Origin of the sequence: Streptomyces sp. NPDC048057 (assembly GCF_040653095.1) — a bacterium.
GTDB lineage: Bacteria > Actinomycetota > Actinomycetes > Streptomycetales > Streptomycetaceae > Streptomyces.
Window position 1 is genome coordinate 29,777 of record NZ_JBEZNF010000042.1, and the last position, 22,222, is coordinate 51,998.

Annotated in this window: 15 protein-coding genes; 4 read left to right on the top strand and 11 right to left on the bottom strand. The window is 71.7% G+C overall.

From position 1 onward, the window contains the following. Positions 1 to 3: 3 nt before the first annotated feature. Together AB0E05_RS33415 and AB0E05_RS33420 are read right to left on the bottom strand one after the other, a co-directional pair. Positions 4 to 984, bottom strand: coding sequence for a MoxR family ATPase (locus tag AB0E05_RS33415; RefSeq protein ID WP_361970787.1), 981 nt, complete (start codon positions 982 to 984; stop codon positions 4 to 6). Then, on the bottom strand, positions 981 to 3,236 hold the full coding sequence (locus AB0E05_RS33420) for a hypothetical protein (protein WP_361970789.1): 2,256 nt from the start codon (positions 3,234 to 3,236) through the stop codon (positions 981 to 983). Before AB0E05_RS33420 ends, AB0E05_RS33415 begins: the two co-directional genes overlap by 4 nt. A 207-nt stretch (positions 3,237 to 3,443) precedes the next feature. On the opposite strand from AB0E05_RS33420, the gene AB0E05_RS33425 reads away from it, so the two are divergent. Together AB0E05_RS33425 and AB0E05_RS33430 are read left to right on the top strand one after the other, a co-directional pair. Further along, complete coding sequence (locus AB0E05_RS33425; protein ID WP_361970791.1) at positions 3,444 to 3,983, top strand: GNAT family N-acetyltransferase; 540 nt, start codon at positions 3,444 to 3,446, stop codon at positions 3,981 to 3,983. Between the two features lie 118 nt (positions 3,984 to 4,101). Next, positions 4,102 to 4,698, top strand: coding sequence for a hypothetical protein (locus AB0E05_RS33430; RefSeq protein ID WP_361970793.1), 597 nt, complete (start codon positions 4,102 to 4,104; stop codon positions 4,696 to 4,698). Here the strand turns inward: AB0E05_RS33430 and AB0E05_RS33435 are convergent. From AB0E05_RS33435 to AB0E05_RS33460, 6 genes are all read right to left on the bottom strand, one after another. Next, positions 4,685 to 5,299 carry a hypothetical protein gene (locus AB0E05_RS33435; protein WP_361970795.1) on the bottom strand — a complete coding sequence of 205 codons (615 nt, stop codon included), beginning with the start codon at positions 5,297 to 5,299 and terminating at the stop codon, positions 4,685 to 4,687. The genes AB0E05_RS33430 and AB0E05_RS33435 overlap by 14 nt on opposite strands. Then, on the bottom strand, positions 5,257 to 5,838 hold the full coding sequence (locus AB0E05_RS33440) for a glycosyltransferase (RefSeq protein WP_361970797.1): 582 nt from the start codon (positions 5,836 to 5,838) through the stop codon (positions 5,257 to 5,259). The genes AB0E05_RS33435 and AB0E05_RS33440 overlap by 43 nt, the downstream gene beginning before the upstream one ends. A gap of 59 nt (positions 5,839 to 5,897) precedes the next feature. Beyond that, a complete protein-coding gene (locus AB0E05_RS33445) occupies positions 5,898 to 6,044 on the bottom strand; it encodes a hypothetical protein (RefSeq protein ID WP_361970799.1) in 147 nt (48 codons plus the stop codon). Continuing rightward, the gene (locus AB0E05_RS33450; RefSeq protein WP_361970801.1) at positions 6,041 to 6,199 is read right to left on the bottom strand and encodes a hypothetical protein; all 159 of its coding nucleotides are present in this window, start codon (positions 6,197 to 6,199) and stop codon (positions 6,041 to 6,043) included. The genes AB0E05_RS33445 and AB0E05_RS33450 overlap by 4 nt, the downstream gene beginning before the upstream one ends. 177 nt (positions 6,200 to 6,376) lie before the next feature. Beyond that, positions 6,377 to 7,201: a tyrosinase family protein gene (locus tag AB0E05_RS33455; RefSeq protein WP_361970803.1), complete on the bottom strand. Its 825-nt coding sequence runs from the start codon at positions 7,199 to 7,201 to the stop codon at positions 6,377 to 6,379. Between the two features lie 16 nt (positions 7,202 to 7,217). Beyond that, positions 7,218 to 7,604, bottom strand: a complete 387-nt coding sequence (locus AB0E05_RS33460; protein ID WP_361970805.1) for a tyrosinase cofactor — start codon at positions 7,602 to 7,604, stop codon at positions 7,218 to 7,220. Between the two features lie 597 nt (positions 7,605 to 8,201). Between AB0E05_RS33460 and AB0E05_RS33465 the strand changes: the two genes are divergently transcribed. Then, a complete protein-coding gene (locus AB0E05_RS33465; protein ID WP_361970807.1) occupies positions 8,202 to 9,002 on the top strand; it encodes a hypothetical protein in 801 nt (266 codons plus the stop codon). 25 nt (positions 9,003 to 9,027) lie between these two features. Here the strand turns inward: AB0E05_RS33465 and AB0E05_RS33470 are convergent, their stop codons facing one another. From AB0E05_RS33470 to AB0E05_RS33480, 3 genes are all read right to left on the bottom strand, one after another. Then, entirely contained in the window at positions 9,028 to 9,738 is a 711-nt protein-coding gene (locus tag AB0E05_RS33470) for a hypothetical protein (protein ID WP_361970809.1), read from the bottom strand. A 440-nt stretch (positions 9,739 to 10,178) separates the two neighbouring features. After that, positions 10,179 to 12,545 carry a penicillin acylase family protein gene (locus tag AB0E05_RS33475; protein WP_361970811.1) on the bottom strand — a complete coding sequence of 789 codons (2,367 nt, stop codon included), beginning with the start codon at positions 12,543 to 12,545 and terminating at the stop codon, positions 10,179 to 10,181. Beyond that, positions 12,542 to 14,278 (bottom strand): ABC transporter ATP-binding protein, encoded by a 1,737-nt coding sequence (locus tag AB0E05_RS33480; RefSeq protein WP_361970813.1) that lies wholly within the window; start codon positions 14,276 to 14,278, stop codon positions 12,542 to 12,544. The genes AB0E05_RS33475 and AB0E05_RS33480 overlap by 4 nt, the downstream gene beginning before the upstream one ends. 707 nt (positions 14,279 to 14,985) lie before the next feature. Between AB0E05_RS33480 and AB0E05_RS33485 the strand changes: the two genes are divergently transcribed. Then, a partial coding sequence (locus AB0E05_RS33485; RefSeq protein ID WP_361970815.1) for an amino acid adenylation domain-containing protein occupies positions 14,986 to 22,222 on the top strand: 7,237 nt, incomplete at its 3' end.

The following is a 22,222-nucleotide window of genomic DNA, read 5'->3' on the forward strand; positions in this document are numbered from 1 at the left end:
GGTTCACCGCGGCACCGGCACGGTCTTGAGGATCTTCCGCAGCACTTCCGCCCCGCTCACCCCCGACATCACGGCCCGGTCGGTGAGCAGCAGCCGATGGGCCAGGACGGGCATCGCCAGGTCTTTGACGTCGTCGGGGATGACTCCGTAGCGGCCGAGGGCGAGGGCGTGCACCCGGGCGGCCCGCAGGAGTTGGAGGCCGGCGCGGGTGCTGGCGCCCAGTCGGAGGGTGTCGCGGTGCTCCGGGGAGCGGGTCTCCCGCAGCAGCAGGGCGATGTAGCGGTGGAGTTCGGGGGCGACCGTGACCCGGCGCGCCGCTGCGATCATCTCGACCAGGGTGTCCTCGTCGAGGACGCCGGTCACGGACGCGGCCCCCAACGGCTCCTGGTGCTCCCTGGCGAGGATCTCGCTCTCGGTCGCCACGTCGGGCGGGCCGATGCCCACGCGCATCAGGAACCGGTCCACCTGGGCTTCGGGCAGGGGGTAGGTGCCGGCGAAGTCCACCGGGTTCTGGGTGGCGACGACCATGAAGGGGGTCGGCACCCGGTGGGTCTCCCCCGCGACCGACACCTGACGTTCCTCCATCACTTCCAGCAGCGCGGCCTGTGCCTTGGGCGAGGCGCGGTTGATCTCGTCGCAGACGACCACGTGCGCGAAGACGGGCCCGGGCACGAAGACGAAGGCGCCGCCGCCCCGGTGCACCTGAACGCCGGTGATGTCGGACGGCATCAGGTCGGGGGTGAACTGGACGCGCCCGCTCGACACCCCGAACACGGCTGCGAGTGCACGGGCCAGGGACGTCTTGCCCACGCCGGGAACGTCCTCGATCAGGAGGTGTCCTTCGGCGAGCAGGCACACCAACGCGTGCCGCACGACGGCGTCCTTGCCGCGCAGCACGTGGCCGAGGGCATCGGCAGCCAGGTCGAAGCGGTCGCGGAAGCCCGTCAGTACCTCGTCCGTTGACCTGCCGTGCCGATCGATCACCGCATCCTCCACAGGCGCACGTCCTTGTCCGTACCCAACGCCAGCACCCGGCCGCCCTCGCCGAAGGCCACGGTCCGGACGGCCTCGTCGCCACCGGGGACCGTGCCGAGCTTGCGGAAGCCGCCGTCGGTCGTTCGGCGCCACATGGTCACCGGTCCGCGTTGCTGGGGCGCGGGGCCGGCTGCGACAAGCCGCCCGTCCGGGCTGATCGCCACGGCTCCGGCGGTGGTGGCACCGGGCACCGGGCGTTCCTTCGGAGCTGACGGGTTGGAGACGTCCCACACCGAGAGGGCCCCGTTCGTGCCGCTGGCGACCATCCACCGGCCGTCGGCCGTGAAGTCCGGGACCACGGAGGTCCGCAGGGACGTGGTGTGGGTGCGCGCGGCCTGGGGTTCGGTCAGGTCCACGAGCACCAGGGACGGCTCACGGCCCATGTTCATGACGGGCACGGCGAGGAGCGGTGCCGCGGGGCTGAACACGGGCTTGGCGAGCAGCACCCCCGGACCGCCGACGGCAGCTCCGGTGTCGATGCGCCGAGGGGAGTCGGGGTCCGAGAAGTCCAGCACGGTCAGCTCGCCCCGTGCCGAACGGTCCGTGGTGGCCATCGCCATCAGCGAGCCGGCCGCGTCCACCGCCGTGTGCGTCACTGCCCCTGAGGGGACGAAGAACGTCGGCCAGTGGTGGCGTACCCGTGGGGCGCGGGGATTCGTCATGTCGTAGACGCCGACGTCGCCGTTGGCCACCGCGAGGAACAGCGAACGCCAGTCGGGGGTGAACTCCATCCCGAATGACTCCGAGGCCCCGAACAGGGGCACGCTGCCACTCCTGGCGTAGCCCGTGCCCCGGCGGACCCATACGTCGATCCGGTCCCTCGCCGGTGTGTGCACCGCGATGGCCCGGCCGTCGGGCGCGAAGCTCAGCCGGCCGGCCGGTGCGGCGAGCGTGCCCGTCAGAACGGGGGCGAACGCGCCGCTCGCACTGGGTTTCGGAGTACGGGAGGGGGTCGGCTCAGCCGTGGGCTTCGGGGCGGGTGACGGCGACGCGCTGGGCGACGCGGACGGCGTCGAGGAGGGCGACGCGCTGGGCGAGGCGGACGGTGCCGGCCGCTCCTTCGGGTACTTCCGCAGGACCCGCACCTCCCTGGCGTCGCCCACCATCGCGAGCGGACCGCCGGGATCGTTGGCCCAGATCCACTCGCCGCGGGCGAAGGCCGTGAGCCCGGGGGCGGGTCCGTCGGCCAGTCGGGCGGCTTCGCCGCCGCGCCCGGTGCCCGGGCCGTACGCGAGAATCCGCCCCGTGCCGCGGTCGGGCACCCAGATGCGCCCGCCGTGCTCGACCGGGTCGCCGAACTGCCCTCCCTCCTCGTCCGGCAGCCGTAATCGGGCCGCGGCACGGCCCGTCGCCGTGTCGACGGTCACCAGGGTGTTGGTGGGTTCCGCCACGACGTGCAGGCGACCCCGCGCCCCGGGGCCGACGGCGGCCACGCGCTCACCGGCGGCCAGCGGCAGCGAGACCGGGCCGCCGCGGTCACCTCCGGTCAGGACGGCGTACGTGCCGGCCTTCGTGTCGACGGCCGCCGCTGTCCCGCCGCCACCGCCGACCAGTCGCACGTCATGACCGGGCTGCGACACCCTGACGGTCCCGTCGACACCGCTGCGCCCCACTCTGCGGGCCTCCCCGGTCGTCGGCAGGTGCGCCCACAGTCCCCCTGCTCCGTCCTCGACCACGGCGCCGATCCGGCCGCCCAGCGCGAAGTCCTCGGCCCGGGGAACGCGCGGGCTCTCGCCGACCGCCACCCGGCCCGAGACGGAGTCCAGCGTGAACACGTTCGTACCGGAAGCGGCGACGGACACTCGCAGCGGCAGCCGCAGCACCCGTGGGTCGGTGGCGAGCAGCCGGTTGTCGAGGACCACCGCGCTGCCTGGTCTTCCCTGCTCACGCCCGGGCACGAGTTGTGCCACCGCCCGATCGTCCCCCTGGTGCATCTCGACGCGCCCGCCGCTGCCCAACGCGCCTTCGGGGAAGGGAACGTGGGCCACGGGCCGGGCGGAGGAGGGGTCGACGGAGGTGAACAGGCCGGGCGGGTCGCTGGCCAGCCACACCAGGCCGGGGTCGAGTTCGAGTACGGACGCCGCTCTGGGTTCGCCCAGGGCGGTGAGCAGCCAGCCCACCAGGACACAGAACACCGTGACGACCGCTCCGGACCTCCGCGCCCGCGGCGCACCGATCCGCATCCCCCCGTTTGTCGGCATCCCGCCTCCGTGTCCGCTGATCGTGACGGCGCGCAGGTCGTGGAGGCCGGTCCGCGCGTACGCAACGCAACGTTCGAGGTGCGTCGGCCATGGTCGCAAACGCGGCAGCGTCTGTCAGTAGTTCGGCGAAAGCCGCGGCCCCGGGCGGACGCGGCCGGGGGTGGATACTCGGTGGCGGGCGACGCGTTGCGTTGTTAGACAGATGCGATGACGGGCACGACGAACACACCCGGTGGCGGCACACGGCTGCGCCCCGCGACGGCGCAGGACGCCGACTTCCTGACGGAGATGCTGCTGGCGGCGTTCAACTGGGACCGGCCCCGGTTCACCCGCGACGAGTTGCTCGGAACGCCGCACATCGCGCACTACGTCACCGACTGGTCGAGACCCGGTGACTTCGGCGTCGTCGCCGAGGACGCGGCGGGGAGCTTGGTGGGCGCGGCCTGGGCGCGGGTCTTTCCGGCGGACGACCCGGGGTACGGATACGTCGGCCCGGGGGTGCCGGAGCTCACCCTCGGCGTCGTGCCCGCGTACCGGGGGCGCGGCGTCGGCAGCGCTCTGTTGGACGCGTTGGTGAAGGCCGCGATCGAGCAGCCCGTCGAGGGGCTGAGCCTGAGTGTGGAGGACGGCAACGCGGCGGTGCGCCTGTACATGACCCGCGGTTTCCTCGCCGTGGGACGTGAGGGGTCCTCGGACACGATGCTGCTCGACCTCGCCCACGCGCCGGCGGGGCGGGCCGGCACGTAGTCACAGGTCGGCCGGGGGCGCCGCCGATCGGGCCAGGCTGGTGGCCCGGTCCGGCATGGCGGCGGGTGATCGGGCGGGGCGTCTGGATGCTGGGAGCCGCAACCAGGCAGGAGGGACCGTGGTCGATCACAGCGGCCGAGGGGCACGGAGTTCGGCGGGCGCCGGCACGGGGCGCGGCGTCACCGGGCAGCCGGGGGTCATCGGGATCGCGCTCGCCGCCGTGTTGGCGGCGACGTTCGCGCAGGGGTCGTGGCAGTGGTTCGCCACGTACATCGGGATCACGCTGCTGGTGGTGGTCTTCTCCCTGTACCGGCTGCCGGAGTGGGCTCCGGGGCTGCGGTCTGGGTACGTGCGTAATCTCGTGGCGTTTTCGCTGGTCGTCGGCTTGTGCGTGGCGATCGCACTGGCTCCGATGATGCAGCGTTGGGCGTGGCTGTTCCCGATGCCCGGCACGCGGACGCGCTGTCCGCTGCTGGGTGCGTACGAGAGCGTACGGACGGAGGCGCAGCTCGGGGACCTGGCCGGTCGCGACGGTGCGGCCTTGGCCCAGGCGCAGGAGTCCGGGAGTCAGGCCGCCGTCGCCGACTGTCTGTCCGCGACGACGACCCTGTGGCTGCCGGTGTACGCGGCGGGCGCGGCCGTGTTGGTGGGGTTGGGTGCGTGGTGCGTCGACCGGGCTCGGGCGCGGGCGGGCGGTGACCTCAGCCGGGTGTGAGGGACACCTCGGGGCCGGCGGCGCGGGTGCCCCAGTTGGTGTTGCCGCAGGTGGCGATCGCGTACCAGCGCACCGCCCGTAGCACCGTGCCGGCCCACAGCAGGGCCAGGGGCGTCAGCAGCCAGGTGGCGATCTGGTACGTGGAGGTCTCGTCGTCGCGGCGCACGGTGAGGTAGCGCAGGGCCTGGGCGTAGCCGAGGGCCAGCGGGACGGCGATCAACCAGGGCGAGGGGGCCGTACCGTGGCGCAGGTGGAGGACGACGAGCCAGCAGATCGCGCCGGTGCACAGCAACTGGCGGAACCAGCGCAGGACTTGGACGACGAAGGCGGGGTGGCTCAGGGGGAGGTAACGGGCGCGCCACAGGGAGCGGATGGTGGAGCCGCGTATCCAGCGCAGGTGGTGTCCCGGTCGTTCGGGCATCGCCGTGAGCACGACCGCGGTGGGCTGTTGCACGACGCGCCCCCTCAGTAGGGCGAAGAGCGTCAGCAGGGAGTCGTCGGAGAACTGGACGCGGCGCCCGAGGAAGCGCTCTGTGAGGTAGGTGTCGAGGTTGTCGGTCAGTACGGCCGCGCGGTACGCGGCGAGGCTGCCCGGGGACACCGTGACCGCGCCGAGGGGGACAGCGCCGAGCGGTCGACGAGTTGGTTGGCGACGAAGTAGAGGTCGGTGAAGCGGGAGAGCAGGGTGTTGCGGTGGTTGGCGGCGAGGACGAGTCCTGCGCACCCCTGGACGCGGGGGTCGGCGAAGGGCTGGAGGATCTCGTCGATGGCGTCGTGGGCGAGTTTGGCGTCGGAGTCGACGGTGACCACGATGTCCGGGGTCCCGGCCCTCTTGAGCGCCTGCGCTTGGGCGTGGCGCTTGCCCTGGTTCGCGGTGCGCTGCCAGGTGGTGCGGATGTCCGCCGCGCGGGCGTGCTCGGTCCACCAGGTGCGCACCTCGGTGTAGTCGTGCGCCGATCCGTCGTCGACGACGTGGACGGCGTCGGGGCGGCGCGTCTGGGCGGCGAGTGCGGTGAGGGCGGCGCGCAGATAGGCGGGGTCCTCGTTGTAGACCGGCATGAGGACCGCGACGTGCCAGGATTCGGTGGCGGATTGCTGTGCGCGGTGCGGGCGTTCGCAGGCGAACAGGACGGTCTGCACGACCAGGAGCGCGCCGACCGGTGCCCACAGCCAGGCGTGCGCCAGCCCCGGCCCTTCGGTCAGCCGGCCGCCTCGATGCCGCGCAGCGCGGCCCAGACGGCGGCGACGAGCAGGGGGAGTGCCGCAGCGGCGATCACGACGCCGGAGTGCCGGCCGACGACCGGCACGAGTGGGGGCGGGAGCAGGGGCGTTGGTGCGTCGATCACCGCTGTGGCCGCTCGCGGCGGAAGCCGAGGCGGACGAGCAGGGTGCCGGTGACCACCAGCAGCGCCGCCACCACGACCAGCCACTCCCCCGCGACGGTCAGTCCGTCGATCGCCACCGTGCCCATGCCCGTGTGGGCGAGTTTGTTGCCGTACATGCCAGACCCTTCGCGATGGGTGCGATTATCCGGCTGGTGATCATGCAGGAACGTCGGAGGCGGGATCGGCAACCGGGCCGTTCGCGCGATCCGACGTGACGGCGCTTCAGTCGAACGGCGGCGTCCGCGCGTTCCGCTCCCGCTCCCGCGGCGTGCGGGAGCGGGAGCGGAGCCGGGTCAGGCGTACGTGTAGTGCGGGGTGTGGTCCAGGACGCTCTGCGGGGTGGCGTTCGTCCAGGGCGGCATCGGGTCGTTCAGGTCGATCACGTCGGGCGTGGTCCCGGCGGGCAGGTACTCGGCGCTGGTGGGGTGGAGTGCGTGCCAGTCGACCCAGAGCTTGTCGACGAACGCGTGGTGCAGCCAGAACACCGGGTCGTTCGGGGAGACGCTCGTCTGCATCTGCCCCCAGACCCAGCTGTGCACCCGGTTGTGCATGCTCAGATAGCCCGACGTGCCTTCGAGCTCGGAACGGAAGCCCGCCGATGCGTCGCGCCAGGGGGCGGAGTCGTACGTGGGGATGGCGAGGGCCGCGTCGACCTCGGCCCGGGTCGGCAGGGTGGGAACCCGGTAGGCGAGGTTGCGCTTGAGGAAGGGGTCGGAGTCGGCAAGGACCGTGATGTTCCACTTGCCGGCGGAGTACGCGAAGGGGCCGTCCATGACCTGGTCGTCCAGGGCGCGGCCGGTGCCGCCGAGGAAGTCCGGAGCCCAGAGGGACGAGGCGGCGGTGTTGTCGACGGTCCAGTCCCAGTACGGGATCGACACCGCCGGGTTGACCTGCTGGAGCGCCTTCTCGAAGTCGATGAGGTACTTGCGGTGCCAGGGCAGGAAGGAGGGGCCGAAGTGGCCCACGTATATCCCGGTGTTCATGTCGAGCGAGAACCGGAGCCGGTGGGCGGCGACGAACTCGTCGTACACGCCGATGCGCTTGACTTCGAGCACGGCGTCGACGAACGCCTTCTTCTCGGCGGCGGTGAGCGTCGCCTGGTTCTTCCGTACGGTCATGGCGGCTGCTCCCGGCTCAGACGGTGGGATAGAAGGGGACGACGTCGGCACCCTTGAGCGTGACGACCGCGGTGCGGGCGGCGTCGAGCGGGTTCTCGAACCTCTCGTAGTGGTTGATCGAGCTGCTCCAGCCGCTCTTGCCGTGCTGCATGACGTGGAGTTCGCGACCGTCGATCATGACGCGGTAGCCGGTGCCGTGGTCGGCGTGGGCGTGGGCCTTCGCAGCCGTGCCCTGGATGCGGCGGCCTTGGAAGACCTCGTCGAAGGGCGCGGGGCTGCCGCCGGGTGCCGCGGCCCTGGCCGGTGCGCTGTCGGCGCTCGCGGTGGCGGCGCCGACGAGCGCCGTGCCCGCCGCCGCGCCGGCGACGACTCCGATCACCTGGCGACGCGTGAGTCTGGACATGACGGATGGACCTCCGGGAGGTACGTGGCCGAAGCGGCCCCCTGGCAGTCGCGGGGCCGCGGCGATCATGACTACCCGTGTCGGGCCGACCACAGAAGTGCGCGACCGTCGGTTGGCTGGCATATGGACACGTCTTCGCAGGCCATAAAGGTGCATTAGGCAACGGCCTCACCGTCCGTCACGACTCATTGATCATGGAGGTGAAGATTCCACCGCGAGAGCATCACCTGTGTGAAGTTCTTGCGGGAAGCGCCGGGGCGTCGCGACGTCGGGGCCACGATCCGCACATGGCTGGAATTCACGGCACCGCCTTGTCCGACACGTCCGAACTGCCGGAATCGTTCCGTAGTGGGCACGGATGCTTCACGACGCTCGGGTTCAGCGACGAGACGACGGGCGGAGCGGCACGGACCGTAAAATGCGTCACGGACGCTGATCGGCCCGCCGGCCAGGATCCGGCAGAGGGGGCGCATGGTTCACCCGGGCGAAGACGACGAACACCCGCGCAGTCCCGTTGGCGCTGCGCGAAGAAGACGGCGGCTCGGTCGGTCGTGGTCCGTCGTCGCCCCCTTACGTCTCAGTCGCGTCCTGGTCGTCGTGGGCACCTTGCTCGCCGTCGTCCCCCTCGGGGTGCAGTGGATGACCTCGCCGTCGTCGCAGGACGGAAGGGCGGCGCCGCAGCGCACCGATCGGAGTTTCGTCGAGAAGCTGGACCGCGCTCGCGCCGAACTCTTCACCGGCGACCTGGTCTATACCGAGCCCGCGTCGTTGACGCTGACCGCCGGGGAGCCGGCCTACTTCCGCGCGGAGGTGTTCGGTCAGTGGCGGGCGTCGCAGCAGGATGGCCGAGCCAGCGCGAAGGTGAAGGTCGGCGGTCAGGTGGCCGTCAAACTCCACTGCTCGGGCGCCGCCTCCTGCACGCTCATCTCCTCCCGGCGCCAACCGGTGACGGACGGCCGTGACGCCGAGGAGGCGACGGCCTGGCTCTGGGAGGTCACGCCGAAGAAGGCCGGACGGGTGAACCTCGCGCTGACCGTGACGTCGTACTACGAAGGCACGGAGACGGTGCTGTACGAGAAGCCGCCCGTCGTCGCGCAGGCGAAGGTCGAGGAGGCGCCGCGGGACGACGGGGCCTTCGGCTGGCTCGTCGACTCCTACGGCTGGGTGAAGCGGACGTTCGAGGAGTTGGCTCTGTTCGCGGGAGCCCTCACCGTGATCCTGGGGCTGTGGATCGCGTGGAAGACGCGCAACTCCCCTCCCGTCGTCGCCGGGTCGCCGCCGATCACGGACGGCGGCCAGGCGCAGGAGGCCCGGTCCGGGCCGGTGCGGTCGCGTGCGGACGGCACCACGACCACGGGCCGGACGACCGGCAGCAGCCCACCGGGCGAAGCCCCGTGAGCTCGACTGCCTCATGTGCGCGGTGTCACTCCGCGGACGCCTCGGGCTTGCCCTCGGGCCCGGTGGCGGCAGCGGACTCCTGCTGCTGCGTGGAGTCGGGCGTGGTGTAGAAGACGGAGGTGCCCTGCTTGCTGCGGTGCGCCAGGTTCCGGGCGACGAGCCCTTCGAGGGTGGTGCGCACCACGGTCGCCTTGATGGTGCGGTCGGGGTGCACCTTGCTCAGGGCTGCGGTGACCTCGGCCGCGGAGCGCGGCTCGCCCTGCTCCACCAGGTGAAGGCGGATCAGTTCGACCAGGGTCGGCTGAACAGCGCTCTTCGCCGCTGACTCCTTCGCGGCTCCACCCTTCTTAGCTGCACCCTTCGACGCCGCAGCCTTGGGCGCGGCAGCCTTGGGCGCTGCGCTCTTCACGGCTGCGCCCTTGGCTGCGGGACGTGCCGCCGGGGACTTCTTCGCCGCCTTGCGGGTACCGGAAGCCGCGGTGCTGCGCTTGCGGGGCGCGGGCACGGTGGCCTTGCCGCTCTCCGCGGGCTCCGTCGCCTTCGCGGGGACGCCGAGGGCACCTTGCATGTTGACCAGTACGGTGTGGTCGTGTTGCAGGGTGGTCAACTGCTCCTGGAGCGCGGTGATCTCGGCCGTGATCCGCTCCTGCTCCTTGGTGTTGCGTTCCAGGTCGCTGGCCACCTGGTTGATGTACTGGGATCTCAACTCGGTGCTCGACGTCGTGTTGTCGGACATCTTTCTCCTTGAATCACTGGCCACCGGAGGCGCGCCGGGCACCCGTCATCGAGTTAAGGGGCGCGCGGGGCTCCGGACGGGGTCTTGGCGCAGTGATGATACGGGCGTTTGCCCCGCTTCTGCTCACGGGCCACTGACACTTGGGTCGGTGCGGGCCGGTCATGAGGGCTGGTTTCGGGTTCGGGCCTGTCTTACGGATCGGGCTGGATCAGGGTGGGGGTGCCCCCACGCCCTCCGGGCGTAGGGGGAGGGGTCTGGTGCCGTGGATCTCAAGGCGGAGGAGGGAGCCAATGCGGTGGGGGTACCACCGTGCCCGCAGGGCACAGGGGGCTATTGGCGACCGCCGACAACGCGGCGTGGGGGTACCTCCCGGGCCGAAGGCCCAGGGGGAGCGGTGCCAGGGCACGCGAGCCCGGCAAGATCCGGAAGAGCGGGCCTAGCTAGTGCGGGGAGAGACGCACCGTGCGCAGCTTGGGTGACCTCAGGATGTCGGACTCGCAGAAGCGTTCACGTACCAGCTCCCCCTCGGCGAACGGTTCGGCCTGGTCGGCGTGGTGTGCGGACACGGGGTTGGTCGACTGCGAGTAGGTCAGCAGGCTCTCGGTGTCGGGGCACTGGGTACCGTTGAAGGTGACGAGTTGGATGAAGCTCGATCCATGGACGATGTCGGGTTCGCCCTGGTCATCGGGGGCGTTCACGATCATGTTGAGTACGCCGAGAGGCTCGTCGGCCCCAGGTACGGGGATGCGTTTGCCCTGGTGGGTGACGTACTGGCGCTCGCCGATGGGAGCCGTCAACGGAATGCGTGCTGCGCGCAGTTCACCGATGGCGTCGCCCAGTGCGGTGCGCACCGCGGGGTGGGACGTGTCCAACGTGTGCGGGGTGGTCACCGGGTGTTCGGGGTCGAACGGGGTCTTCCACACGTCGGGTGCCGCGGCCTCCGTCACCTTCGTCCAGACGGTGTTGAAGAGCAGGGATCCCGCGCTGGTGGCGGTGAAGGCGCGGTCCCAGTCGGCGAGTACGTCGCAGGCTTCGTCCACCGGCACCGATCCGCCGGCCGAGGTCGGTGCCTTGCCGCCGGGCAGTGCGGTGCACAGGTCGGTGAACCCCTGTGCGGTGAGGTCACCGATCATGCTGCGGTTGTCGAACAGGGCTTCCCGTAGGGCCTCGGTCGACATCTTCCGTCCGGCGCCGATGCGTTCCTCGACGGCGGTGATGCCCCTGCGGGTACGCGGGGTGCGCTCGGTGTGCACGTCGCCGACGACTCGTGGATAGCTGGTCATCGGCTGTTTCGGGTTGGTCAGCCAGGGGCTGTCGTTGGAGTTGGCGACGTAGTCGCGCCGAACGGTCTGCGGGAGCCGGGAGGGGCCGAAGATGCCGCTCTGCGGGGCGTCGGGGTCGCTGCCCCAGGCGCAGCTGCCACGTGAGCCGTCGAGCACGGCGATGCCGGTGGCGTCGAAGGCGTCGGGGTTCACCCCGCAGCGGGCGGCGAGGTCGTCGGTAATGTGGGGGACGGCCTGGATGTCGGCGAAGAGTGCCTTGCCCGAGTCGTCGGTGGCCACGGTGTTCACCCACGGCAGTCCCACGTGCTTCGACAGTGCCCGGCTGATGTCTTCGGTGCTGTGGGCCAGGCCGAGTTCGAACCAGGTGTTCAGTCCGCGGAGGTTGCCGCGGTTGGCGTCGCGTACGGCGTGGGCGGTGTCCTTCCCCCAGGGGAGGGTTTCGGTGCCGGCGCCCGAGGTGAGGGGGCCGTAGCGGGTGGACCACAGGGTCCGTTGGACCCGGGACATGCTGCCGTCGGCGTTCTTCACCCGCACGGTGACCTTCTGCGCGGTCATGCGTTCCGGTCGGCCGTCGACGAGGTACGTCGTCGGCGAGCCTGGCTTGAGGCGCAGTCGGTACAGGCCGTAGGGGGCGGCGGTGGAGACGGTGTGGCTCCAGGCCGCGCCCGCGGTGTGGCCGATCTGGACCAGGGGGATGCCGAGGATGCTCGCGCCGGACACGTTCATCTTCCCCGGCACCGTCAGTTGGGCCTGCCAGAAGCGTTCCGCTCCCTGCCAGGGGTAGTGCGGGTTGGCGAGGAGCATGCCGCGGCCGGTGCGGGTGGCGGTGGATCCGACGGCGACGGCGTTGCTGCCGAGCGCGGCCCGGGGCTCTTCCGGGGCGGCCGGCCGGGCGTCGGCCGCCGGACGGGCGCCGGGGGCGGCGGAGACGATCTCGCTGATCATCGAGCCGTGGCCGCTGACGGTGGCCAGGGCGTGGAAGTGTCGGTAGAAGTCGATTTCGGAGATCGGGCGCACCCAGTCGGCGCCGCGGCAGGAGGGGTCGGAGATCCCGTCGACCCCGCTGTCCTTCACGTACCGGTTGTAGCCCGAGACGTAGCCGCGGACGATGTCGCGCACTTCGCTGCGGGGCGCTGACGGGCCGCGCAGCGCGTTCTCCACGACCTTGGAGTCGTTGACGTGCTGGTAGTAGAGGTCGCTGTCGAGGTTGGTGCGCGCTCGGGCGAAGGCGGCGTCCGCCGCGCCGTCCTCGGGTGCGGCGTCGGCCGGCAGATGGTGCGAGCGCTCGGCGCCGACGGTGAGGTACGTGGCCGCGAGGACGCAGACGTTGTCCCTGGCGGCTGCGTAGCCGTAGCCGTAGCCCAGGCCGTGGTAGGTGTCGGCCTTGATGTGGGGCACGCCGAGTTCGGTGTAGCGGATGGCGACGCCGTCGTCCGCGCCGCGTCCCGTCGTGACGGGGTTCGGTGCGGCGACCAGTAAGGCGGCGAGCACCGCACCCGCGATGTTCCTCACCTTGCGGATCACGACGCCGCCGCCACGAGGTCCTGGTACTTGGCGTCGGTGGCCAGCAGTTCGTCGTGTCGGCCCGCGGCGTGCACCTGGCCGCCTTCCATCATGATGACCTGGTCCGCCTGGAGGGCGATGGGCAGTCGGTGGGTGACGGCGATGACGACCTTGTCGCCGGCGTGTTCGGCGAGGGACGCCAGCAGGACGCGTTCGCTGTGCGGGTCGAGTTGGGACGTCGCCTCGTCGAGCAGCAGGACCTCGCTGGGCCTCAACAGGGCGCGGGCGACGGCGAGCCGTTGGCGCTGTCCGCCGGAGATGTGCAGGCCGCGCTCCCCCACCTCGGTGTCGAGGCCGTCCGGCAGGCCGGTGATCCAGTCCGTCAGGCCCACGGACTTGAGGATGACGGCGAGTTGGTCGGGGTCGACGTCGGGTGCGCCGTAGGAGGCTGCCTCTCGGATGGTCTCGCCGAGGAGCGGCGCTTCCTGTTGGACGTAGGCGACGCGTTCGCGCAGTTCGCTCAGGTCCATCTCGTGGATGTCGGCACCGTTGAGCAGGATGCGTCCGCCGTCGGGTTCGAGGAAGCGTTCGATGAGGCTGAGGACGGTCGTCTTGCCCGTGCCGGAAGGTCCGACCAGGACGGTGAGTCCCTTGGGTGCGTCGATGGTGACGTCCTTGAGGACGGTCCGGTTGGAGTAGCCGAAGGTCACGCCGTCCAGTCGGACGCCGGGCTCGGCGTCCGGGTCGGACGTCCGGTGGGCGGCCCGTGCGGCTGCGGGGGCTTCGGACTCCAGTTGGAGGAGTTCGTCCACCCGCCGTGCGGCGGCCAGACCTTCTGACAGTTGACCGGCCGAGGTCACCAGGGAGCCCACCGGCTCCTGGATGTACACCACGTACAACAGGAGGGCCACCAGGTCGCCGATGTTCATCTCCCCGGCGCTGACGCGGATGGCGCCGATGCCGAGGACGAGCAGGAAGGTGACCTCGACCGAGCCGAGCGCGGCGGTGTCCGCGACGGCTTCGGTGCGTGCGGCGCTGATCCCCGCACGATAGGAGCCGCGGGCTTCCTTGTCGAAGGCTTCGGCCTCGTGCTTCTCGGTGCGGGACGCCTTGACCGTGCGGAAGGCGAGCAGCACCCGCTGCATGACGCCCGTCATGGTGCCGAGGTAGCTCTGAGCGCGTTCGGTCTGTTCGCTGACCCGTTGGAAGGCCCAGGTCTCGACGACGGTGGCCACGGCGAGCATGACGACCACGGTCACCGCGAGCACGGGGTCGATGACGACCATGAGGACGACCGCGATGACGATGGTGAAGGGGACGATGAGCAGCTCGACGGTGCTGCTGATGACGGTCTGCCGGAGCAGTGTGGTGTCCGCGCCGACGCGTGACAGGACGTCACCCGTCGAGCTGCTCTCGATTTTCGGCACGCGGGCGCCGAAGAGCTTGCGGGCGAGTTGGCTCCGGATGCGCAGGACGAAGCTCTCACCGACCCGCCCGTGCACGTACACGCCCACGTAGTTGAGGACCATGCCGATCGCGGCGAGGCTGCCGAGCACCACGACCGGGCCGATCAGGCTCCCGCCCTGTTGCACGCCCTCGACGACCCGGCTGGCGACGAGCGGTTGGACCAGGGCCGTCCCGTGCGCGGCGAGCTGGAGGAGGAAGACCCCCAGCAGGACGAAGCGGAACGGCGCCAGCAAGCTCACCAACACCCGCAAAGATGATCTTGATTGCGCCTTCACGGGCTGGTTCACGCCTTACTCCTACGGATGGGTGCGTGCGACGGCTGGACCCGACCGGGTCTGGGGCACGCCGATGGGGGCCGTTCCTCGACAGGCGTACGAGCCCGATCCGCTATGGCGGGTCCCTACGATTTCACGCCTGCCGGTCAGCCATCCCCGTGTCCCCTGGTGCGGTGGCGATCCTCGCAGACAAATGGATGAGGAAGCAACCGTGTTTAAATTCAGCCACTGTGGGCTGGGTCACTGCACGATTGATCGTTAGGCGCCTAGCGTGACGGGGTCATTGCCCGAAGCGTTGCGCTCGACGACCGTCATGATGCGCTCTCACGCTTCTTTGACCGCATGGTGTGACACCACGGGGCAGCCGCGATTGACCATCGAGGCTGCCGTGTAAGGGGGTTCTTGGTTGTGTGTAAGGTGACGCCATCTTGTTGCTCTTCCCGTAGATAGAGCATCAACGAGGCCAGGCAGCATGTGATTCCAAGGCACTGACGCCGCTTCAGGCGCCATTTCACGCCTCCGACCGCATCGAAGATCACGACGTGGACCGCCGCGCCCCCACGGCGCCCGGCGCTTGTCGTGCACCTGACGTGCCCCACTGCGCCACGGTTTCTCCATTGCTCATTTAATTTTCACCAATTCCTTGCCACGCCCTTTCCTGGGCGGCCGGGTTTGGTTTTCGCATGAATTTTTTCAAGCGCACGCCGTAGGGGGAATTAGTGTCTGCTCGGCCAAGCCATCACCTTCGACTCACATCGGCCCAGGCGGGTATCTGGTACGCACAACATCTGGATCCGGCCAATCCCGCCTACAACATCGCCGAGTACTTCGAGATCGATGGCGCGGTCGACGCCGACGTGCTCCAGAGGGCGCTCCAGCAGGTGGTGGACGAGGCTCCGGCGCTGCGGGCCCGGTTCGAGCCGGGGGCCGGCGGTCCCGTCCAGGTGATCGAGCCGGCCGTCTCGGTGCAACTGCAACGAGTGGACCTCACGGGCGCAGCTGACCCGGGTGCCGCGGCCGAGGATTGGCTGGAGACGGAGTCCGAGCGCGTGATCGACCCCGCGGTCGGCCCGCTGTTCACCTTCGCGCTGCTCCAGCTCTCCCCCGAGCGCCACATCTGGCTCCACCGGTACCACCACCTGGTGATGGACGGCTTCACCGGTTCGCTCGTGGCCCGACGGGTGGCCGAGGTCTACACCGGGCTGGTCCGCGGTGAGCCGGTCGGCGCGGCCCCGTTCGCGCCGCTCGAAACCCTCGTCGAGGGCGAGCAGGAGTACCGGGCGTCCCCGCGGTTCGAGGAGGACCGCGCGTACTGGAACGACCTCTTCGCCGATCGGCCCGAGCCGGTGGGCCTGACCGACGGACGGCGTGCGCGGGCCCGTGGCGTACGGCGCGTCAGCAGCAGGATCGCCGCGGACGACGTGGCCGAACTGCGCTCCGTCTCCCGACAGATGCGGCTGCCCTGGCAGCCCGTCCTGGTCGGCGCCGTGGCGCTGTACCTGAGCCGGATGACCGGCTCCGACGACGTCCTCCTCGGGCTGCCGGTCACGGCCCGCACCGGCCCCGAAGCACGCAGGACGCCCGGCATGGCGTCCAACGAGGTGCCGCTGCGCCTCGCGGTGCGCCCGGAGTCGACCGTCGCCGAACTGGGCCGGCGCACGGCCGACCAGATGCGGGCGGCGCTGCGCCACCAGCGGTACCGCTACGAGGACCTACGGCGCGATCTGGCCATGGTCGGGGACGAGCAGCACCTGATCGGGCCCGCGGTCAACATCATGGTCTTCGACTACGACCTGAGGTTCGACGGTGCACCGGCCAGGGCGCAGAACCTGTCCATCGGTCCCGTCGATGATCTCGCCGTGATTGTGTGCGACCGGGGCGACGGCAACGGCCTGGAGATCGACCTCCACGCCAACCCCGACCTCTACGCCGCGCCGGAACTCACCGCCCACCTGGAGCGCCTGGTCCAGGTGCTGGGGCGGCTGGTGCGCGCGGGCGGGGCCGGTGCCGTCGCCGCCGTGGACGTGCTGACCGCGGCCGAACGCGACCAGTTGGACGGCTGGCAGGAACAGGGCGTACCTCCGCTGTCCACCGGCACGCTCGTCGACGCCTTCGAGGCCCAGGTCACCGCCACCCCCGACGCCATCGCGTCGGTCGGCGCTGACGGCCCCCTGACGTTCGCCGAACTCAACTCCCGGGCCAACCGGCTCGCCCGCCGCCTCATCGCCGACGGCGCCGGCCCCGGCTCCCTGGTGGCCCTCGCCCTGCCGCGCACCGGTGAACTGCTGACCGGGCTCCTCGCCGTCCTCAAGTCCGGTGCCGGCTATCTGCCGATCGACCTGGAGTACCCGGCGGAGCGCATCGCCTTCATGCTGGCGGACGCCCGGCCGGCGCTCGCCCTGGCCACCGTCGACACGGTGCACGCACTGGGCGGCGCGGCGCCGCGGACCGTCGTGCTGGACCACCTCCCGGAGCTGGCCGCGCTGTCCGACGAGAACGTCACCGACGCCCAGCGCACCGCCCCGCTGCGCCCCGTCGACGTGGCGTACACCATCTACACGTCCGGTTCCACCGGCCGCCCCAAGGGCGTCGTCGTGGAGCACCGCAGCGTGGTGAACCTCCTTCAGGCGCACCGCGCGGGGTTCTTCGCCACCGCGTCGGCGGGCCGGCGCTGCGCCGTCGCCCTCAGCGCCTCGATCGCCTTCGACACGGCGTGGGACGAGCTGCTGTGGATGTGGGCGGGCCACGAGCTGCACCTCGTCGACGACGACACCCGGCGCGATCCGGACGCCCTGCACCGCTACGCCGTGGCGCACGCGGTCGACCTGCTCGACGTGACGCCCAGCTACGCCCAGTACCTGGTGTCCCAGGGGCTGTTGGACGGCCCGTGCCCGCGGGTGCTCGTCGTCGGCGGCGAGGCCGTGCCCGGGCCGCTGTGGGAGCAGCTCGCGGCGAGCCCGCGGGAGGTCTACAACTTCTACGGCCCCACGGAGTCCACCGTCGACGCCGCCTACGCACGGGTGACGCCGGGCTCCCAGCCCGTCGTCGGCCGCCCGGTCGCGGGGATGCGCGCGCGGGTGTTGGACACGTCCTTGCGGCCGGTGCCCCCGGGGACCGCGGGAGAGCTCTATCTCGCGGGCGCCGGCCTGGCCCGCGGCTATCTGGACCGTCCCGGGCTCACCGGTGAGCGCTTCGTCGCCGACCCGTACGGCCCGGCGGGTGCGCGCATGTACCGCACCGGCGACCTGGTGCGCTGGAGCGGCGAGGGCGAGCTGGAGTTCCTGGGCCGCACCGACGACCAGGTCAAGATCCGCGGATTCCGCATCGAGCTGGGCGAGGTCGAGGCCGTCCTCGGCAGCCATCCGTCCGTGGCACAGGTCGCGGTCGTCGTACGCGAGGACGCCCGGGGCGAGCGGCAGTTGGTCGCCTACGCGGTGACCGGGGCCGACGTCGCCGAGGTGCGCGCCCACGCCGGTGAGCGGCTGCCGGACCACATGGTGCCCCTCGTCGTCCGGCTGCCCGAGCTGCCGCTGACGCCGCACGGCAAGGTGGACCGCAAGGCGCTGCCCGAGCCGGACTTCGCCGCCGCCCTGCCGCGGTCGGGCCGTGGTCCGCGCACCGAGGTGGAGAGGCTGCTGTGCCACGCCTTCGCCGAGGTCCTGGGGGTGGATTCCGTCGGGGTCGACGACAACTTCTTCCACCTCGGCGGGCACTCGCTGTCCGCGACCCGGCTCATCGGGCGGATCCGTGCCTCCCTGGGCGCCGACGTGTCCGTCCGGTCCGTCTTCGAGGCGCCGACGGTCGCCGCGTTGGCGGCGCGGTGTGCCCCGGGCACGGCGCGCCGGGCGCCGCTGGTGCCGGTGGCGCGCCCCGAGAGCGTTCCGCTGTCGTTCGCCCAGCGCCGGCTGTGGTTCCTGAACCGGTTGGAGGGGCCGAGCGCGACGTACAACATGCCGCTGACGCTGCGACTCGCCGGCGAGCTGGACCACGAGGCGCTGCGCGCCGCCGTCGCGGACGTCGTGGCCCGCCACGAGAGCCTGCGGACCGTGTTCCCCGAGACGGACGGCGAGCCGCGGCAGTTGGTGACCGACCGCGCCGGCGAGCTGGAGGTCGTGCACACCACCGAGGAGGAGCTGCCGGAGCTGTTGACCGCGGTCTGCGGGCACGCCTTCGACCTCACCGTCGAGCCCCCGCTGCGGACCTGGCTCGGGGTGACCGGCGAAGGCACGGCCGTCCTCGCCCTGGTCCTGCACCACATCGCCGCCGACGGCTGGTCGATGGGGCCGTTGGCCACCGACCTCGCCGCCGCCTACGCCGCGCGCTGCCGCGGCGAGCGCCCCGACCTCACCCCGCTGCCGGTGCAGTACGCGGACTTCGCCGTCGCCCAGCAGGACGCGCTGGGCCGTGAGGACGCGCCGGACAGCGTCATCGCCCGGCAGGCGGCGTACTGGGCGCAGGCGCTCGACGGACTCCCCGAGGAGGCGACGCTGCCGGCGGACCGGCCGCGGCCCGCTGCGGCGTCGCACCGCGGGCGCAGCGTCCGCGTCGCCCTCGACGCCGGGCTGCACGCGGAGCTGTCCCGCCTCGCCCGGGGTCACGACGCGACCGTGTTCATGGTGGTGCAGGCCGCGCTGGCGACACTGATGTCACGTCTGGGCGCGGGCTCGGACGTCCCGATCGGCACCCCCGTCGCCGGGCGGGGCGACCAGGCGCTGGACGACCTCGTCGGCGTGTTCGTCAACACGCTCGTGCTGCGCACGGACACCTCGGGCCGACCTTCGTTCGCCGAGCTGTTGCGGCGGGTCCGGCGGGCCGACCTGGCCGCCTACGCACATCAGGAGCTGCCCTTCGAGCGGGTGGTGGACCTGGTGGACCCGGTGCGTTCGCTGGCCCGGCATCCGCTGTTCCAGGTGATGCTGTCGTGGGAGACGAGCGAATATCCCGGCGTCGACCTGCCCGGGCTCGTCGTCGAGGAGTACCGGCAGGCCAACACGGTCGCGAAGTTCGACCTCACGCTGAGCCTCGCCGAGAGCCACGGCGCGGACGGTGCGCCCGCGGGTCTGCACGGCGAGTTGGAGTACGCGACCGATCTGTACGACGAGGAGAGCGTGCGCGGCCTGCTGGCGCGGCTGGTGCGGATCCTCACCACGGTCGCGGCCAATCACCGCGTGATCATCGACGACGTCGACCTGTTCGACGCCGAGGAGCGCGCCGGGCTCCTCGCGGCCGGCCGGGGTGGCGCGATCACGACCTCCCCGGTGACGCTGCCGCGGTTGTTCGAGGAGACGGCGGCGGCGCGTCCGCAGGACACGGCGCTGGTCTTCGGTTCCACGTCCATGACGTACCGGCAGCTCAACGAGCGGGCGAACCGGTTGGCTCGGCTGCTCATCGAGCACGGTGCAGGTCCGGAGCGGACGGTGGCGCTCGCCCTGCCCCGCTCGGCCGAGCTGGTCGTGGCGCTGCTCGCCGTCTTGAAGTCCGGCGCCGCGTATCTGCCGCTCGACCCCGGGCAGCCGGTGGAGCGTCTGGCGTACGTGGTGGCGGACGCCGCGCCCGTCGCGGTGGTGGCGGACGCGGCGACCCCGGACCTGTCCGCGGGTGGCGGTCCGCGACGGATCGAGGTGGACGCCGCCGAGACCGCGGCGCGCCTCGCGGCGCTGGACGCGGGCGATCTGACCGACGGCGAACGCGCCTCGGCGCTGCTGTCGTCCCACCCTGCGTATCTGATGTACACCTCCGGCTCCACGGGCCGCCCCAAGGGGGTGGTGGTGGAGCACCGCAGCGTGGTGAACCTCCTTGAGGCCCATCGGGTCGACTTCTTCCGCAGCTGCCTGGAGCGCAGCGGACGGGACCGCTTCCGCGTGGCGCTCACGGCCGCCGTCGGCTTCGACACGGCGTGGGACGAGCTGCTGTGGATGTGGGCGGGCCACGAGCTGCACCTCGTCGACGACGACACCCGGCGCGATCCGGACGCGCTCGGCAGCTACGCCCGTGCGCACGGGATCAACCTGCTGGACGTCACTCCGTCGTTCGCCCAGCACCTCGTGGAGACGGGCCTGTTCGAGGGCGGTCAGGGCCGCCCCGAGGTGCTCGTCGTGGGTGGTGAGGCCCTCGGAGCGGCGCTGTGGCAGCGACTCGCGGCCTTGGACGGCCTGGCCGTCCACAACTTCTACGGCCCCACCGAGACCACCGTGGACGCCACGTCCACCGTGGTGACCTCCGGTGTCCGGCCGGTGATCGGGCGCCCGGTCGGGGGCGTGCGGGTGCAGGTCCTGGACGCCGGGCTGAATCTGGTGCCCCGGGGCGTCGTCGGCGAGTTGTACGTGGCCGGCGGCGGGCTGGCCCGAGGCTATCTGGGCCGTCGGGACCTGACGTCGCAGCGCTTCGTCGCCGACCCGTACGGCCCCGCAGGATCACGCATGTACCGCACCGGCGACCTGGTGCGCTGGAGCGAACAGGGCCAGTTGGAGTTCCTGGGCCGCACCGACGACCAGGTGAAGGTGCGGGGCTTCCGGATCGAGCTCGGGGAGGTCGAAGCCGCCGTCACCGCCCATCCGGGCGTGGCTCAGGCGTCCGTGGTGGCGCTGGAGCACTCGGGTGCGACCATGCTGGCCGCGTACGTGGTGCCCGTGGAGCCCGGTGGCGCGATCGGCGGTGAGCTGCGGGAGTACCTGGCGTCCCGGCTGCCGGACTACTTCGTACCGGCGGCGTTCGTCGAGCTGGCCGCGCTGCCGCTCACCGCGAACGGGAAGGTCGACCGGCGGGCGCTGCCCGCGCCGGACCTCGGCGCGCTGGCGAACCGGTCCGGGCGCGGTCCGCGCTCCGAGGTGGAGCGGGTGCTGTGCGCGGTGTTCGCCGAGGTGCTGGGCGTACCGCAGGTCGGCATCGACGACAGCTTCTTCGACCTCGGCGGCGACAGCATCGTCTCCATCCAACTCGTCAGCCGCGCCCGCAAGGCGGGGGTGGCGGTCAGTCCGCGGGACGTGTTCCTCCACAAGACCGTCGAGGCGCTGGCCGCGGTCGTCGGGTCGTCCCGCACGGCCCTGGTCGAGGAGGCCGGGGCCGGCGTCGGTGAGGTGCCGGCGACGCCCATCGTGCTGGACACCGACGCGGCCGGGCCGTGGCGCCAGTTCCACCAGTCCACCGTGGTCGAGGTGCCGGCCGGCGCCGGCGTGGAGCGGCTCACCGGGGCGCTGCAAGCCGTCGTCGACCATCACGACGTGCTGCGTTCACGGCTGCTGCGCACCGGGTCCGGCCTCGCCTGGACCGTGGAGCCGCGGGGTGCGGTGGACGCGGCGCAGTGCCTGCTGCGCGTCGATGCCGAGGGCGTCGGGCGGGACGGTCTGGCGGCGCTCATCGAGACGCACGGCGAGTCCGTGCGCGGGTGGTTCTCGCCTGAGGACGGCCGTCTGGTGCGGGCGGTGTGGTTCGATGCGGGGGCGGACGTGAACGGTCGGCTGCTGGTCGCCGTGCACCACCTCGCCGTGGACGCGGTGTCCTGGCGGATCCTGCTGCCGGACCTGGCGTCGGCGTGGGAGCAGGCCGGCACCGGGGCCGCGATCACGCTGGACCCCGTGGGGACGTCCTTCCGCACCTGGGCGCGACAGTTGCAGTCGGCGGCGACCGACCCCGGTCGCGTCGGTGCGGAGCTCGACCTGTGGAAGCGTCAGCTGCCCTCGTCCGAGGTGCGGCTCGGCGAGCGGGCGTTGGATCCGGCGGTGGACACCGCCGACACCGAGCGGGAGTGGCTGACGTCGCTGCCGGCCCGGTGGACGGAGCCGCTGCTGACGACGGTGCCCGCCGCGTTTCGCGCGGGAGTCAACGACGTGTTGCTGACGGCGCTGGCGCTGGCCGTGGCCCGCTGGCGCGGGGCGAGCGACGTCACCGTGGATCTGGAGGGTCACGGCCGCGAAGAACAGGTCGTCGACGGCGCCGACCTCTCCCGCACCGTCGGCT

What these genes read in the sequence shown, in the direction of transcription:
- AB0E05_RS33420 (WP_361970789.1), bottom strand. Translation starts at nt 3,236, where the DNA reads ATGCCGACAAACGGGGGGATGCGGATCGGTGCGCCGCGGGCGCGGAGG.
- AB0E05_RS33425 (WP_361970791.1), top strand. Translation starts at nt 3,444, where the DNA reads ATGACGGGCACGACGAACACACCCGGTGGCGGCACACGGCTGCGCCCC.
- AB0E05_RS33450 (WP_361970801.1), bottom strand. Translation starts at nt 6,199, where the DNA reads ATGTACGGCAACAAACTCGCCCACACGGGCATGGGCACGGTGGCGATC.
- AB0E05_RS33455 (WP_361970803.1), bottom strand. Translation starts at nt 7,201, where the DNA reads ATGACCGTACGGAAGAACCAGGCGACGCTCACCGCCGCCGAGAAGAAG.
- AB0E05_RS33460 (WP_361970805.1), bottom strand. Translation starts at nt 7,604, where the DNA reads ATGTCCAGACTCACGCGTCGCCAGGTGATCGGAGTCGTCGCCGGCGCG.
- AB0E05_RS33470 (WP_361970809.1), bottom strand. Translation starts at nt 9,738, where the DNA reads ATGTCCGACAACACGACGTCGAGCACCGAGTTGAGATCCCAGTACATC.